General features: G+C 58.5%; 15 protein-coding genes and 3 pseudogenes. 5 read left to right on the forward strand and 13 right to left on the reverse strand.

Annotated elements, in window-relative coordinates; genetic code table 11:
- Positions 1-313: 313 nt before the first annotated feature.
- Genes GHN86_RS22170 through GHN86_RS22180 form a run of 3 tightly spaced genes read right to left on the reverse strand, consistent with a single transcriptional unit; the run spans position 314 to position 1,111 of the window.
- Positions 314-742, reverse strand: coding sequence for a hypothetical protein (locus GHN86_RS22170; RefSeq protein ID WP_153387308.1), 429 nt, complete (start codon positions 740-742; stop codon positions 314-316).
- Positions 739-954, reverse strand: a complete 216-nt coding sequence (locus GHN86_RS22175; RefSeq protein ID WP_153387310.1) for a hypothetical protein — start codon at positions 952-954, stop codon at positions 739-741. The genes GHN86_RS22170 and GHN86_RS22175 overlap by 4 nt, the downstream gene beginning before the upstream one ends.
- The gene (locus GHN86_RS22180) at positions 941-1,111 is read right to left on the reverse strand and encodes a hypothetical protein (RefSeq protein ID WP_153387312.1); all 171 of its coding nucleotides are present in this window, start codon (positions 1,109-1,111) and stop codon (positions 941-943) included. Before GHN86_RS22180 ends, GHN86_RS22175 begins: the two co-directional genes overlap by 14 nt.
- A 955-nt stretch (positions 1,112-2,066) precedes the next feature.
- On the opposite strand from GHN86_RS22180, the gene GHN86_RS22185 reads away from it, so the two are divergent.
- Positions 2,067-2,309 (forward strand): hypothetical protein, encoded by a 243-nt coding sequence (locus GHN86_RS22185; RefSeq protein ID WP_153387315.1) that lies wholly within the window; start codon positions 2,067-2,069, stop codon positions 2,307-2,309.
- Entirely contained in the window at positions 2,302-3,231 is a 930-nt protein-coding gene (locus GHN86_RS22190) for a site-specific integrase (RefSeq protein ID WP_153387317.1), read from the forward strand. Before GHN86_RS22185 ends, GHN86_RS22190 begins: the two co-directional genes overlap by 8 nt.
- A 335-nt stretch (positions 3,232-3,566) precedes the next feature.
- On the opposite strand, the gene GHN86_RS22195 is transcribed toward GHN86_RS22190, so the two are convergent.
- The 6 genes and pseudogenes from GHN86_RS22195 to GHN86_RS22220 form a co-directional block, all read right to left on the reverse strand.
- Positions 3,567-4,304: a replication initiation protein gene (locus GHN86_RS22195; protein WP_153387320.1), complete on the reverse strand. Its 738-nt coding sequence runs from the start codon at positions 4,302-4,304 to the stop codon at positions 3,567-3,569.
- A 156-nt stretch (positions 4,305-4,460) separates the two neighbouring features.
- On the reverse strand, positions 4,461-4,673 hold the full coding sequence (locus tag GHN86_RS22200) for a chromosome partitioning protein ParB (protein ID WP_153387323.1): 213 nt from the start codon (positions 4,671-4,673) through the stop codon (positions 4,461-4,463).
- A 20-nt stretch (positions 4,674-4,693) separates the two neighbouring features.
- Positions 4,694-5,323 carry a ParA family partition ATPase gene (gene parA, locus GHN86_RS22205; RefSeq protein ID WP_153387325.1) on the reverse strand — a complete coding sequence of 210 codons (630 nt, stop codon included), beginning with the start codon at positions 5,321-5,323 and terminating at the stop codon, positions 4,694-4,696.
- 195 nt (positions 5,324-5,518) lie between these two features.
- Positions 5,519-5,677, reverse strand: a pseudogene (locus GHN86_RS22210) (type I restriction enzyme endonuclease domain-containing protein); the annotation flags it as partial.
- 165 nt (positions 5,678-5,842) lie between these two features.
- The gene (locus tag GHN86_RS22215) at positions 5,843-6,085 is read right to left on the reverse strand and encodes a hypothetical protein (RefSeq protein WP_095008861.1); all 243 of its coding nucleotides are present in this window, start codon (positions 6,083-6,085) and stop codon (positions 5,843-5,845) included.
- A gap of 340 nt (positions 6,086-6,425) precedes the next feature.
- Positions 6,426-6,521, reverse strand: a pseudogene (locus GHN86_RS22220) (helix-turn-helix domain-containing protein); the annotation flags it as partial.
- A 360-nt stretch (positions 6,522-6,881) separates the two neighbouring features.
- On the opposite strand from GHN86_RS22220, the gene GHN86_RS22225 reads away from it, so the two are divergent.
- Positions 6,882-7,445 (forward strand): recombinase family protein, encoded by a 564-nt coding sequence (locus tag GHN86_RS22225; RefSeq protein WP_095010287.1) that lies wholly within the window; start codon positions 6,882-6,884, stop codon positions 7,443-7,445.
- 167 nt (positions 7,446-7,612) lie between these two features.
- Positions 7,613-8,389, forward strand: a pseudogene (locus tag GHN86_RS22230) (conjugal transfer nickase/helicase domain-containing protein); the annotation flags it as partial.
- Positions 8,390-8,469: 80 nt separating this feature from the next.
- On the opposite strand, the gene GHN86_RS22235 reads toward GHN86_RS22230, so the two are convergent.
- From GHN86_RS22235 to GHN86_RS22250, 4 genes are all read right to left on the reverse strand, one after another.
- Positions 8,470-11,121 (reverse strand): excinuclease ABC subunit UvrA, encoded by a 2,652-nt coding sequence (locus GHN86_RS22235; protein WP_131700616.1) that lies wholly within the window; start codon positions 11,119-11,121, stop codon positions 8,470-8,472.
- Between the two features lie 4 nt (positions 11,122-11,125).
- On the reverse strand, positions 11,126-13,012 hold the full coding sequence (gene nhaA, locus GHN86_RS22240; RefSeq protein WP_131700615.1) for a Na+/H+ antiporter NhaA: 1,887 nt from the start codon (positions 13,010-13,012) through the stop codon (positions 11,126-11,128).
- Positions 13,013-13,208: 196 nt separating this feature from the next.
- Complete coding sequence (locus GHN86_RS22245) at positions 13,209-13,607, reverse strand: VOC family protein (RefSeq protein ID WP_131700613.1); 399 nt, start codon at positions 13,605-13,607, stop codon at positions 13,209-13,211.
- Between the two features lie 43 nt (positions 13,608-13,650).
- Positions 13,651-14,760: an S-(hydroxymethyl)glutathione dehydrogenase/class III alcohol dehydrogenase gene (locus GHN86_RS22250; protein WP_153338373.1), complete on the reverse strand. Its 1,110-nt coding sequence runs from the start codon at positions 14,758-14,760 to the stop codon at positions 13,651-13,653.
- Positions 14,761-15,054: 294 nt separating this feature from the next.
- Between GHN86_RS22250 and GHN86_RS22255 the strand changes: the two genes are divergently transcribed.
- Positions 15,055-15,372, forward strand: coding sequence for a hypothetical protein (locus GHN86_RS22255; protein WP_153387328.1), 318 nt, complete (start codon positions 15,055-15,057; stop codon positions 15,370-15,372).
- Positions 15,373-15,613 lie beyond the last annotated feature (241 nt).

The raw sequence follows: 15,613 nt of genomic DNA on the forward strand, positions 1-15,613 counted from the left end.
GAAGTGGCACAGCACCCTTGGCGCGAGCTAGCAGCGGTTCTACGCCATTTGCCGGTCGTACTCGATAAATGATTGGCTAGGGTCATATTTCCAAACCAGATCGTCCTTATCCCGCCATTAATGGCGTCGTCGTTAAATTGCCAACACAAAAAAGCCCGCTTGGCGGGCTTTTTGCTGCCTGATGAACTCCCTAAATCTTAGCCCAGGTGAAAAATAGTGGTGGGTTCTGGTGTTATTCCATACCTACCTACCCTCTCTCGAAGCAGATCTGCCCTAGGCTGAAATTTCGTGCGCGCCGATCATGTGACACGGGTTATTTCTTATCCACCAGAACCCATTCTGTACTTAAAGGAGAGAACATGCTGTCGCAGGAATCGCTGATACATTTCAAACCACGATCATCGGCAGCCTGGGCATACACGTAGGTTGCATTGTCGCCGCCCTTCAGACTGAAAATGACCTTGTCGCTTTTCTGCTCAACACTGAATTCCCTTGAAAAGCTCAGACTCCCATACTGGAATCTGGAGCGGACAGCTGTACTTCCTTTCACCTCTAGAACGACCTCACCAGGCCTGTATCCAACCGCTTCATAACGACCGTCCCAGCTTTGCCCGCATCCTGCCATGGACAAAGCTACTGGAATAAAAACGGCGCCAATTGCCAGTCTCGACTTTGCTGCACTCACCACACTGAACACTTTAGGTACTCCTTTAAAGACGTCATCCAATGCCAATGACATCATTTAGACATCGCTAGCTTTCGGCTGCCATTGAGCTCGGAAACGAACACTTCTGCGCGAAATGGATCCAGACACAACAGCAGCGGCATCCAGTACAGGCGCAGGACTGTTCCATCATTCGCAACGATCACAGACCGCGTCGAAGATGCCGACCAGACCAACTCCGGACAGAGACAACTGACGAGCATTAGCTCATCTAAATCAGCGTTCATCATGGTCTGCCCCCTCCCGATGCTCCAGCCACACCGCCCAGCCCCACAAAACGATGCCCAGCACCGTCAGTGCAACAATGCTCCACAGCGGCAGCCAGCGATGTGAACCGATCCAGAACCCCAACCCACCACAGAAAAGCGTCATCCACAGCCACTTCATCTCGCACCTCAGATTTCGTTCGAGAGGCAAACGTTAACCGTGGGTCGAGGTGTGTCATCGCAGAATCAAAAAAATCCTCAGTTCCCCAGTTGAGATCTGAGGATGCCGCGATGGTCTGCCAAGGGAACGGCAACCCATTTCGGTGATTCGTGCATGCCCGCTGTGGAACTCTTGGGATTCCCAGTGAGTTTTCCGAGATATCCGAAAGCCTCTGAGTGACTGGCAGTGTCACCCCAAAGGGCGCTGAGTGAAATCTCAGTGGTGGGAGGATGAATGTCAGTGGTTCCGCTATGAACCGCAGTAGTTTGTCAGTGCCATCCGAAGGCTTTCCCAGGCAGGGCCCAGTGGCCTCTGAAATCCCCGTGACGGGATTTTGAGGCCGCCCAAATGGTTTATCAGTGGATTTTGTAGGGTTTTCACAATTATCTTTGCCAATGTGCGCAATAAATGTAGCGTTAATAAACGTCATATCCCCGCTACGTAACGCAATATAATTGCTATTACATAGCGGGGGATATAGATATTTTCAAATACGCGCAACAAAGAAATCGCTACACAAATAAAACTGGATTACTCCAGTCTGAACACGTAGTCTGTGCCTGCCTTTACCGTGCTACCCGGCGCCCCGACGCGACGTCATCGTCACCGAGGGGCATAGGTAGAAGGGGGGCCTAATCAACGTCATCGTTGGTTAGGCCCCCCGCATGTCGAATGCCGATACGTCATCGTATCGATGGCAATCGACACGGAGAACCAACCGTAAACGGGCATCAGGTCGCGCAAGCCAGACCTTAAACGGCAAGACCGAGACCAGACTCGTAAACCAGGAGGCGTGATCAGTCCCCGCCTGCACAAGCGTGCAAAGGGGGGCGAACAGGCACTAGAGATATCGCGCAAGCGGGAGTGTCGCTGAACCGTCAATGCGGTCAGTTGTTCTTACAGAAGGAAAACCGAAATGGAACATTTAAACGTCGAAGCGGTTGCCGCCCGGCTCAAAGCGCAGTCCAAGGAGCGTCGAAAACCCCGGACTTACGCCCAACAGCGCTCAGTACTAGATGAACACAAATACTATTTATTGGGCCTAGATAACCTTGGCTGCAACGGTACGCAGTTACAGACCTGGCTTGCTGAACAGGGAATCACTGTCGCACGCTCAACGGTAAATCGCTGGCTGCACCAAAACCGCCAGGATGGCTAAGTTCGCTAAACCGGCAACACAGGCTGCCTCAGTGATGAAGCAGCTGCAGGGTGGGCGCATCAAATCGGTCAGCACCGTCCGCAACTACGAATCCCGTCTGAAACAAATCACTGTCTATCTCCAAGAACAGCGCTTAGGCAGTCTGCGGGACATGACGCCTGCCAGCGCCTTGGACTACCTGCGCAAGCGCGCAGCGGTTGTAGGACAGAAAACGCTGGATATGGAGCGGCAAGCCCTCCAGTCGATGATGCAACACGTCACTCATAGACTGGAGGCAGGTAAAACCCTGGAAGTCATCATAAGCACTGCTCCTAAATCCAAAACTGGGAAACCAGGACAGCCAACACTCGGAAGGCGCCTCGCAGAGGAATCCAGGCTGTACACCCGTGCTCAGATTGCGCTGATCGTAGCCAGACAGTCGCCCCACAATGCTCTGGCCACCGAGATTGCGCAGGCCGCAGGCCTACGTGCCCATGAGCTGCTAACCCTGCGTCGCATCCATCACCAAGCACCGGATGAGCGCCCGGCACATGCTCTGAAGTTTGTTGGTATCCGTGATGAAACCATCGGTTATACCGTTTCCGGGAAGGGAGGCCTGACCCGTGAGGTGCGTATTCCCATACCTTTAGCCAGACGCCTGGAAGCAACACGTCTTGCAGAACCCATCCGAACCACGGATCGAGGCGTTCACTATCAGCAGCACTACGGACTGGGTGGTGGTCAGCCCTGGAGTAAGTCCTTTGGTGCTGCCTCCAAAGCAGCCCTTGGTTGGTCAAAAGGGGGGCATGGGCTCAGGCACTGTTACGCCCAAGAGCGATTTAGCATAGTGCAATGCTACTTACCACGCGAAGAAGCCAAGCGCGTAGTGTCCCAGGAGCTGGGGCATTTTAGGCCAGAGATAACTGAGACCTACCTACGTTGACCGGACACGTTCGAGTCGAGCCCCTGAGACTGATCACTTGCGCGCGTAGCGTGCATGCCGTAGGCAGCGCCGCGAAGGAGCGAAAGGCCGTTGCACGGTTTTGCAGGGGTGTGCGGTTCTCTCGGCCTACAGCGACTGGAGGGGCGCTATTCGAATGAGTTTATTTTCGTTCTGCGCTGCAGAGTTTTTAAACCTGTTTTTTCTTGTTTTTAATCTTGTTTTTAGCATCGCTGTAGGCCACGTGTGACAAGGGCTTTGGCGTTTAAGTGACTAAGGATTCCGGGTTAAAAGACTAAGGATTTCGGGTGATCAGCTAAAGATTCCGGGTTAAAAGACTAAGGATTCCGGCTGTTATCCACAGATTGAGGGAAATTGAGTCGCATTTGGTCGTCATCCCTGAATTTGAATATGAGTCGGCTGATCGCCCGACCCTTTTTCTCTGTCGTCAGCTCAATAAGGAGGCCGCTTTTTTCCCGAAGCTCAGCAATGGCCGGATTGATCACCTTGAGCTTGAGATTGCTATAACGCTCATAGGACGGTCCTAGTTCTAGCAGCTCCCGGAAGCCCTCAACGCTGACAGTATAGAACCCCGTGCTTTTGAACTGCTGTAGTAGCTCAAACAGCCTGATTGAGTGGGTAGAGGATAGGTCTGCGATTCGCTTTAGTTCGTATGTCGTGAAGCTTTTGTTTAGGTGAACCAGGTACGGCTGCACGTGGACGGTAAAGTAAAGTTTCGTTTCCCCCCCTCCATCCAGGTAATCCACGCGGTCAACCCAGCGAAATCGGCTCTTATAGCGACCATCGTACGTTTTGACATCGCGCTCATAAAGAGACGACGTAGCCTCTTTCAATGCCTCATAGGCGTGCTTGAGCGGAATACCGTACTGCTCTGAAAAATCAGGAGCAGTAATCGAAATAGGTCGTGGCATTGGCTTGCGTGGGTCAATCTGAGAAATGGCGGCCAACAACAAGCGCTGCTCATTCAGGGACAGCTTGTAAGCAGCTTTCACCAGGTCATTCGACTTGGTGACGTTTTTCTTGGATGACCCAGGTTCCGCCACAGCACGCTTCATAAGACCAAATCCATAAAAAAGCTTAGCTTTATCATAACTAGCTAAGTCAAAAACCAAAAATAGCTGTTTAACCCGGAATCTTTAGTCATTTCCCACTAGGAAACCACTAAGCGTCACACAAATACCACTGAAAAACTCATTTACTCTTTTTATCAATTACTCAGGAATAGCCGCGACATACTCGGTCAGTAGCTCCTTGATCGTTTTGCCTTGCTTGGCCGCATAGATTTTCAGCTTGGTGTGCTGATCGGCTGGAAGCTGAAAGTTAACCCGCTTCATTTCTGCGCCATCAGACAGGCTCGCGAGGGTGGCTGCCTTGTTCCTGGCGCTTGGACGACCGGCTGTGAGCGCACCAGTGTTTTTACTCATTACTTTATTACCTCAAATACTCAAAGAAGTTTTTGCTTAATCTCATTCGCTAGGGCGCGAATCTCGTTAGCGGCATCACTTTCCGGTTCCGCTTCAAGAACAGTCGTGCCGGCAGCCGCTGTGCCTGGGTAGCTGACGCGCTGCGTAATACGAGATTCCAGGACAGGTAAGCCATAGCCAATCAGAGCTTCGGTGATTTCTGCACCAATTCGAGTGCCCTTAATAGCTCGCGACACCACAAAAGCAGCCTGTAGGCGACCATCGGTGAGTTCGATACGTTGCTTGACCAGCTCAACCAGGTCAGAGGTCGCCCAAATATCGTATGGGCTGGGCTGCACTGGGATCAGTATGAAATCAGCGGCCTTAATAGCCGAAACAGCTAGATCTGCCGCCTGGGGTGCGCCGTCGATCACAACAAAATCCTTGCGGGCGACGTTCTTCAAGTCACGATCAATGGTCGGGCGGTCTATGCCTACGACGGTTAGTGGTTGGTCTTCACGCACGGCGGCCCAATCGCGGGCGCTACCCTGAGGGTCTGAATCCACGAGCAGAACATCGGCACCATCCAGTTGTAGGGCACGTGCCAGATGGGTGGCTATGGTCGTTTTCCCCGACCCGCCTTTCTGGTTCAACACAGCTATAACCTTCATTAGGCACCTAAACGTAAAAGCGTTAATGATCAAATACTCATTTAATCATAGCAAAAAGATCAGTCGCATTTATCATAATTTATGCGATAGGTCGCCCTCGGCCTACATAGCGGCCTAGGACCTGTCGCATATGTCTGTCGCTGGTAGTCAATTACTTGCGGTCACCGTAAACGACATTCCGTGTCTGCCGCTTGACTACAACCATGCTTCACAGAGCGTCTCTGCCTGATTAAGGATTAGCTGGGCAGCTTCCTCGGCGTGATCCGGCGGGTACTTGTACTTGCGCAGAATCCGCCGTACCAGAATGCGCAGTTTGGCCCTCACGCTTTCACGGCTGTTCCAATCGACGCTGACAGCTGTCCCGGCGATGGCTCGGGGTTAATACGCTGAAATACGAATAACGCACCCTATGTTCAATCGTCACAAATAAAAAAGCCCGGTCTAAGCGGGCTTGGTTGTCTATCAGCGGCACCAGGGCAATTTAAAATCAGCAACCCTGAGCCTGAGCTTGGTGGACTCTTACCGCTGAAGCGCCTTGGCCGCCGCGATGCCACTAGGGGTCAGCACTCCCGAATACATTGGTCTGGACATGATATTGCCCGCGACCATTCGAGTAATACGAAAGCAACCAAACCCCTTGGCCCAAAGCTGCTCGAAAACATCAGCATTTGCTTCGATAAAAGCGCTATCTGGACGCTTTCCCTGCTCATGCATCGTCAGGAGCGTGGACAGCATGGAGTTGAATTCTGAATGGCCCGTCATAGCGAACGTCCTTGTGAAATTCGACCACCATTATTTCGGCTGATCTCATCCCGCATTCGCTTTGGCAGAAAAACTCCATACTGGGGTTGCTCTGCGGACAGGGTGGGCGTTTCGAGCACAGCCAAAACTCGACCTGGAGAAGGTTGAGTAATCGAATGGTCGTCAATGAGTGGGGCGGAAAAATCGAAACTAAATTGCTCTGTAATCGCCATCGTGTATTTCCTCGTTTATAAAGGCTTGATTATACCACAACCCATAATTATCTTAATTTGTCAATATTTTTTATCGTGAAAATTAATAAGGCTCACCATATTTTTTGAGACTGAGTAATCTTGTCTCATGCGCGAAAGACAGTGGTGTGGTCGCGACCGCCAAACACATAACCGACTCCCGGCAGGCTATGGTTGGTCAGCTCTTTGGACTGGGCCATGGCCACCATGGTGTTCATCAAGTGGTCAGTGTATGCAGCAAGTTCTTGTAGTCCTCGCGGATATCTGTGTCGGACTCCTCAAGGTCATTTGGTTCAACCAAACGGATGCAAGAAATACAGCTATCAGACCGTGGAGCCTCCAAAATAACGGTGCACACCATTAAGTCCTGAAGCACTACAACCGACTGGCGTCGGGCATAACAACTTCGGGACGTAGGAAGAAGGCTGTTGCTGCCGCTTCCATTGCCGCACTAATCCTAAGTTATGCGACAGTTTCACATACGCTGGATTTGTTGGCTCTGACCTGTCGCATAAATCTGTCGCACGTTGTAAGTTACCTGCGACAATAAATGCGACAGGTGCTCCATGGAAAACAAAGGTCAGCAGATTGGTTACGCTCGGGTTTCGACACAAGGGCAAGACCTGGAGCAGCAACGGATTGCACTTGGGCAAAACGGTTGTCAGCGAATTTTCGAAGAGAAGGTCAGCGGTGCCAAGCGAGACCGTCCAGAGCTGAGTCGGCTGCTCGATCATTTGCGACCAGGTGATGTGCTGACCGTGACACGGTTGGATCGCTTGGCCAGGTCAACGACAGACCTGCTTCATATTGCCGAACGCCTAAAAGAGATCAATGCAGGTCTGCGTTCGCTTGCTGAGCCCTGGGCTGACACTACTTCACCAGCCGGGCGAATGGTGTTGACGATCTTCGCGGGGATTGCTGACTTTGAACGGTCGCTGATTGGGGAACGCACCAGTGCTGGCCGAGCTGCGGCCAAAGCCAAAGGTGTTCGATTTGGGCCTAAGCCTGTTTTGACTCATGAGCAGATAACCCATGCACGTAGGTTGATTGATAAGGGTCAATCAGTCTCCGAGGTTGCACGTCTTTTGGGGGTGCATCGAACCACGCTATACCGTGCGTTGCCTCAATAGATAATTAGCGCAATGTCCCAGCAAAGCCCACCCAGTGGACTTTTTGCGACTGCTGGACGCCAGTGGGTGCGGAGCTGGTCTACTCAGTAGTGCAATCGACTTCTGAAAATGACAGGATGCCTGGGAAGAAGGTACTGAACGACGCTGGTAGGGCTTAAGTGCACTTTCTGTTCCGTTGCTCCCCAAACCCCATCTGGGAGTCTGGCGAGCGACCAGCACCTTTCGCGGGGACGGTAGAGATCGACGCGACGCCCGCGGAAAACGACGCCAGCATGTCGGCTCCCGCGCCTTCCGTCTCGGTGAACCCAGCGCAGGGAGGTCAAGAGCCTCCGATTTGGGAGGGCGACAGCACCACCATCGTTTCACCGCCCGCAGCCCAGCCCGTGCCCGACGTCATGGAGGATTTGCTCGCGATGGTGGGCTTGGGTGAGTCGGCCGGCGTTAGCCAGGATGCCGAGGAGTTCCTCCACACCCCCGCGCCAGCAACAGCCGCGACGTCCATTCCATCGCCTGCACCTGCACCCGCGCCTACGCCTGGCCCATCGGCAACGAAGCCATTCGGGGAACAGTTCATGGTTTGGCTGAAGCAGGGAATCGCCTCACGACGGCTCATCATCAACGACGCGAAGGCACTCGTGCATACGGTGAATGACACGGCCTACCTGGTCAGCCCGGGTGTGTTCCAACGCTATGCGCAGGAGCATCCCGAAGTGGCCGCACTCGCCAAGCAGGAGAATCAACAGGATTGGCAGTGGGTGCAGAAGCGCTTCGAGAAGCTGCAGCTACATCGAAAGCAGCCCAATGGCCTGAACATTTGGACCTGTGAAGTCACGGGCCCGAGGAAGTCCCGCCGACTGCATGGCTACCTCCTCGAAGATGGGTCCTTGGCACTCGCCGAAATACCGCCCAACAACCCCTATCTTGCTCTGACTCAGGAAGGATGACGCGATTCGGGCATTGATCGCCACCGTCGTGTGGCGACGATCAATGCCCCGCGAAAATTGGCAACATTTGGCGAACTGAGCTACTCGGCCCGCGCCAACTCCTGTGCAAGGAACGGAGCGGTTCTGCTGCCAGACGTTCGGGCCACCTGCTGAGGGGAGCCCGCCACCACGATGCTGCCGCCGGCAGCGCCTGCACCAGGCCCCACGTCGATCACCCAATCAGCCTGGGCCACCGCGCGCATATCGTGTTCGATCATCACTACGGTATTGCCGGCATCGACCAGGCGCTGCAACTGCACCAGCAGCCGGTCGGCGTCCGACGCATGCAGCCCGGTAGTCGGCTCGTCGAGCACGTACAGGCTTCGGCCGCGCTGGCTGCGCTGAAGCTCGGTCGCCAGCTTGATACGCTGCGCCTCGCCACCGGAAAGCTCGGTGGCCGGTTGCCCCAGGCGCAGGTAGCCCAGTCCGATATCGCGCAGCAGTTGCAGTGGCCTTGCCACAGCGTCTTCACCCGCGAAGAATTCGCTGGCTTCGTCCACGGTCATCTGCAGCACCTCGGCGATGTTGCGCCCGTTCCATTGCACCTTCAGCGTGGCCTCGTTGTAGCGTGCGCCATGGCACGTCGGGCACGGCGCGTACACGCTGGGCATGAACAGCAGTTCCACGCTGACGAAGCCCTCGCCCTCGCAGGTCTCGCAGCGCCCCTTGGCGACGTTGAACGAGAAACGGCCGGCGTCATAGCGGCGGCGGCGAGCGTCGGGCGTGGCGGCGAACAGCTTGCGCACGTGGTCGAACAGGCCGGTGTAGGTAGCCAGGTTCGAGCGCGGCGTGCGCCCGATCGGCTTCTGGTCCACCTGCACCAGGCGCTGTATGGCGTCCACATCGCCCGCCAGATGACCGCCAGTCGCTTCGATCACCGCCGGCCCTTCGCTGGTGGCGCTTTCGGCCGCATCGTCTTCCGGCTCGTGGCCCAGGTGCAGCAGCACCAACTCCGGCAGGGCCTGCGCGACGAGGCTGGACTTGCCGGAGCCGGAGATACCGGTGACGGCCGTCAGCACGCCCAGCGGAATGCGTGCATCCACGCCATGCAGGTTGTGGCGGTGGATGCCCTGCAGTTCCAGCCAGCCGGTCGCTTCGCGTGCCCGGCTTCCCGGCGCGGGGATCTCCTCGAACAGATAGCGGGCGGTGCGCGATTCGGCAATCTTGCGCAGGCCATCCGGCTCGCCGCTGTAGAGCACGCGGCCGCCACGCTCCCCAGCATCCGGCCCGACATCCACGAGCCATTGCGCGCGGCGCATCAGGTCCAAGTCGTGCTCCACCACGAACACCGAGTTGCCGGCGTCGCGCAGCCGGTCGAGTGCGTCGTACAGGGCCTGGCTATCGGAGGGGTGCAGGCCCGCGGAGGGCTCGTCGAGCACGTACACGACACCGAACAGCAGGGAACTCAATTGCGTGGCCAGCCGCAGGCGCTGCAACTCGCCGGCCGAAAGCGTCGGTGTGGCCCGGTCCAGCGTCAGGTAGCCCAGGCCCAGCCCACGCAGTTGGCGCAGGCGTGCCATCACGCCACCGGCCAGGCGCTGCGCGGCGAGGCGCTTTTCTTCCGATAGCGCCGAGGTGCGGCGCACGTCGGGCGATACCGCATGGACGGCGCGACCGGAGGCCGCGCGTTCGGCACGGTCGCGTCGGGTCGCTTCCTTGTCCGTAGCCGCCCCCGCTGCATGGGCGCGGAAATCGCCCTGGGCGATGGGTTCGAGCAAGGCCGCCAACTGGTCCAGCGGCATCTGCATGAACGCGCCGATGTCCACGCCGGCGAAGGTGACCGACAGCGCCTCGGGCTTGAGCCGCTTGCCGTGGCAGGTGGGGCACGGTTTGCCCTCCATGAACCGGGACACGCGCTTTCTCATCAGCGCGCTCTGGGTGTTGGCAAAGGTGTGCATCACATACCGCCGGGCGCCGGTGAAGGTGCCCATGTAGCTCGGCTCCATCTTGCGCTTGAGCGCGGCGCGGGTTTCGGCGGGCGTGAAGCCGGCGTACACCGGCACCGTCGGTGTTTCCTCGGTGAACAGAATCCAGTCGCGATCCTTCTTCGGCAGGTCCTTCCACGGTCGGTCAACGTCGTAGCCCATGCTGACCAGGATGTCGCGCAGGTTCTGGCCTTGCCAGGCGGGGGGCCAGGAGGCGATCGCCCGCTCGCGGATGCTCAGGGAGGGATCGGGCACCATGATGGCCTCAGTCACCTCGTACACATGGCCCAGGCCGTGGCAGGTCGGGCACGCTCCCTGCGGCGTGTTGGGCGAAAAATCCTCGGCGTACAGCATGGGCTGGTTGGCTGGGTAGGCGCCGGCGCGCGAATACATCATCCGCACCAGGCTGGACAAGGTGGTCACACTGCCCACAGAGGAACGCGCGTTGCTGGAGCCCCGCTGCTGTTGCAGCGCCACCGCCGGCGGCAGGCCGTCGATCGCATCGACGTCCGGTACGCCGGCCTGGTCGATCAGTCGCCGCGCATAGGGGGCCACCGACTCGAAGTAGCGTCGCTGGGCCTCGGCATAGATGGTGCCGAAGGCCAGCGAGGACTTGCCGGAGCCGGAGACACCCGAGAACACCACCAGCGCGTTACGCGGGATGGAGACGTCCACCTCCTTGAGGTTGTTCTCGCGCGCACCGCGCACTTCCACCATGCCGCTGGCCGCAGCGGTACAAGAGGATTCACCGAAAGAATTGTTTGGCAAGTTTTTATCCTGTAGTTCGTCCCGCTAAGGACGGGACTTCCTGAGTTCGGGTGCCGCGGCGGCTGGCTTCGAGCGCTGCGGTGACAGTGCGGGCGTCGTAGCTGCCGCGCAGACGACGACCCTCGACGAAGAACGTCGGCGTGGCGTGCGCACCGCTGGCGACCGCACTGGCGAAGTCGCGCTCGACACGCTCGATCACCGCGGTGCTGTCGAGATCCGCGATGAACCGTTCGACGTCGAGCCCAAGCTCGGCGGCGTAGCCGATCAGATGCTCGCGCTCCAGCGCATGCTGACGGGTGAACACGAAGTCCAGCCACGGCCAGAACATCCCCTGGTTCGCCGCTGCCTCGGACGCCCTCGCGGCAATCGGCCCGTGCGGGTGGTGCGGCAGATGGCGCACCACATACCGCAGGTCGTCACCGAAGTGGGCGCGAAGATCGTCCCACGAACCGGTGGCGTGCGCACAGTACGCGCACTCGAAGTCCACGTACTCGACGAGTGTGAGCTGGGCGTCCTCCGGCCCGCGGATGTGATCGATCTCCGGATCGACCGGCGGCTCAAGCACCATCGGCAGGTCAGCGGTCTTCTCACCCCACCGCTGGGCGGCGACCTTGAAGATCAGCCACCCGAGCAACGTGGCGAACACCATCGACACGAGCACGCCGACCGTCGCCTGGCGGCCCAGGTCGGAGGTCGTGCCGAACGCGAGCCCGATGATCAGCAGCGACACGGTGAAGCCGATCCCGGACAGCGCCGCCCCACCGAACACGCTCCCCACCCCGACGCCCTCGGGCAGCCGGCCCAGGCCGAGACGGACGGCGACGAGCGTGGTGAGCCCGATGCCCAAGAGCTTACCGAGCACGAGCCCTGCGATGACGCCCCACGTGACTGGCGAGCCAAAGGCCTCGGCGAGCAGCCCGCCACGCACGTCCACCCCGGCGTTCGCCAAGGCGAAGATCGGCACGATCAGCAGCGCCGTCGGCAGCCGCAGGAACTCGTGCAATCGCTCGTTCACCGAGATACCTCGGGACAGCCCGCAGTCCACCGCGCGGGCCGATGCGGCACTCGGCGACTGCCAGAAGTCGCGGAACAGTTGTCTTGCCGCAACGACCCCGTGACGTTGCGTCGCATAGGCGGGGATCAGCAGCCCCGCGGCCATCCCGGCGAGAGAGGCATGGATGCCGGAATACAGGGTTGCGAGCCACAGCACGATCACGATCAGCACATACGGCATTGCCCGCCACTGACGGGTGCGCCCTAGCCACCACAGCGCAACGAGACTGGCGAGGGCGATCAACAACGGGACGACCCAGATCTCCTCGCTATAGACGATGCCGATGATGGACACGGCGAGGAAGTCATCGACCACGGTCAGGGTGAGCAGGAACACACGCAATTGACCGGACAGCCGCGGACCGACGATCGCCAGGGTGCCCAGCATGAACGCCGTATCGGTGCCGACCACCGCACCCCACCCGTGCAGGCCCTGACCTCCGGCCAGCCCCACGAGCAGGACGTACACCAGAGCGGGAAGCACAACACCCGCGACCCCCGCGATCAGGGCGAGACCGGCACGGCTGCGATCCCGGAGCGATCCGTGGGCGAACTCCTGACGCACCTCCAGGCCGATCAGGAAGAAGAAGACGACCATCAGGCCGTCGTTGACCCAGTGATGCAGGTCCATGTGCAGGCCCAGCGGCCCGAAGTCAAACCCGACGTCAAGATGCCACAACTCGAAATAGGCATCGGATAGCGGCGAGTTCGCCCACGCCAGCGCCACGACCGTTACGATCACCAGCAGCACCGCAGCACCAGACTCCGTGCGCAGATAGCGGGCAACGCGTCCCAGGCTGACATTCGCCGAGGATGCACCGAAAGAAGTGGCTGACATGTTCTTATCCTGTTCCTGAAGTTCGTGAAGTCGCGATGAGCCGGTTTCGGAGGCGACCGGTCAGGCGTCCGCCTCTGGCAGCGCCCCATCATCCAGCGAGCGCAGCCAAGTAAGCCTTTCTCCCAGCCTGCGCTCAACACCTCTGTCCGTTGGCTGATACCAGCCCGGCCGCGCCACGCCCTCAGCTTCCTAGCTTTCAGACGAAGGTGTACGCGCAAACCTTGTTGCCCGCCGGATCACGCAGGTAGGCCGCATAGGCACCCGGCAGGTGGCCACGCGGGCCAGGCTGGCCCTCGTCGGTGCCGCCTGCGGCAAGGCCGGCGGCGTGGAAGGCATCCACTTCGGCGGGAGTGGCGGCCGCAAAGCCGACCGTCACGCCGTTGCTGGAAGGCGCTTCACCATTGCCCGGACGGGCGATGATGAAAGCCGGCTTTTCGCGACCGAAAAGCACCCATCCGTTGCCGAAAGGACCGAGGTTCTTGATGCCGAGAGCACCCAGAGCGGCGTCATAGAACGCGGTCGACTTCTGGACGTCGGCGGCGCCGACGAAGACGTGCGAGAAGATGCCGTCGCCGGAAATGACAGGATTGGACATGATTAATTTCCTTGGTGGTTGGTGTTGAATGGATAGTGGGTGATCAGTAGTGGATCACCGTGCGAATCGACTTGCCTTCATGCATCAGGTCGAAGGCCTTGTTGATGTCGTCGAGGCCCATGGTGTGGGTGACGAACGGGGCGAGATCGATCTCGCCTTTCATTGCGTCTTCCACCATGCCCGGGAGTTGGGTGCGCCCCTTGACCCCGCCGAAAGCCGAACCCTTCCAGGTGCGACCGGTGATCAACTGGAACGGGCGGGTAGAAATTTCCTTGCCAGCACCAGCCACGCCGATGACGATCGACTGGCCCCAGCCACGGTGGGCTGCTTCCAGTGCCGAGCGCATCACGTTGACGTTGCCGATGCACTCGAAGGTGTGATCGACACCCCAGCCGGTCATCTCGATCAGAACCTCGTGAATCGGCTTGTCGAAGTCCTTCGGATTGAGGCATTCGGTCGCGCCGAAGGTACGAGCCAGTTCGAACTTCGCCGGATTGGTATCGATGGCGATGATACGTCCCGCTTTGGCCTGGCGTGCACCTTGAATCGCAGCGAGACCGATGCCGCCGAGGCCGAAGATGGCCACCGAGTCGCCGGGCTGTACCTTGGCCGTGTTGTGCACGGCGCCGATGCCGGTGGTCACGCCGCAGCCCAGCAGGCAGACGTGCTCGGGGTTGGCGTCCGGGTTGATCTTGGCCAGCGAGACTTCGGCGACGACCGTGTATTCGCTGAAGGTCGAGCAGCCCATGTAGTGGTAAAGCGGCTGACCGTTGTACGAGAAGCGAGTCGTACCATCGGGCATCAGCCCCTTACCCTGGGTTGCACGAACCGCGACACACAGGTTGGTCTTGCCGGACTTGCAGAACAGGCACTCGCCGCACTCGGCGGTATAGAGGGGAATGACGTGATCGCCAGGCTTCACGCTGGTCACACCTTCACCCACCTCCACGACGATACCCGCACCTTCATGACCCAGCACGACCGGGAAGAGACCTTCGGGGTCGTCGCCCGACAGGGTGAAGGCGTCGGTATGGCAAACGCCGGTGTTCGTGATCTTGATGAGCACCTCGCCCTTGCGCGGCGGCTCGACGTCGATCTCGACGATTTCCAGCGGCTTTCCTGGCCCGAAGGCAACTGCTGCACGTGATTTCATGATGTCGCTTCCTTTACTAGCTAACTAAATTTGCCCTCACCAGCATTCTTTTTCACTCTAGCCATCATCCCCCCCGTTAGTACCGATCCTATCGGGGATTCTGTCAGTGGAAGTAGAAAAAGGCCATGCAGATGTAACGCCGCTTATGTTCAAAAGGCCCCCACACTTGAGAGAGTGCTGGGGGCCTTTTTTTCTGGGCACGGAAACCAACCCCCCCCTACACTGGTACACCAGAACCCATTGCTATGGTTTTACGCGTAGTGGGCCACTGACTCGGAACAGGATACCACCGCCATGCCGTTACCCGTCACGCCCTATTATGAGCGCCGTCTGCGCGACCTGCGCACGCTATCCCCGGACACTGCCGCACTGCTTGAGCGCATCGCCCTGGAGCTGCAGCCGCAAGTGCTGGTCACCTCGACCCAGAACCTAGAGACGCAACTGCTGGACTACCTGCAGGCGGTCGGCCAGCAGCAGGCGCGCAGCGTGACCCGGCTCGCTGTCTGGTTGAACACCGTGGCCAGCGCCGGGGCGTTAACCCCGCAACAGGTGGCGACTTTTGTGTGTGAGGCGGCAACCTTTGGCGGCCCGTCCGGCGTGGTTCCAGAATGAGCAGCCGTGACGGTTCCACTGCTCACTACGGCTTAGAACTCGGGCTAACGTGTTGGCATATTCAATGGGTTCTGGACTATGAAGGCGTGACGTGCACGCTTTGCGGTGTCTGCCAAAGCGTCCAAGAGGCAGATATTCCTTTTGCTCATGTGGCAGGTTGCATAGGCGCAGCGGAAGTGGCACAGCACCCTTGGCGCGAGCTAGCAGCGGTTCTACGCCATTTGCCGGTCGTACTCGATAA

Source organism: Pseudomonas helleri (assembly GCF_009600315.1).
Taxonomy (GTDB): Bacteria; Pseudomonadota; Gammaproteobacteria; order Pseudomonadales; family Pseudomonadaceae; genus Aquipseudomonas; species Aquipseudomonas helleri_A.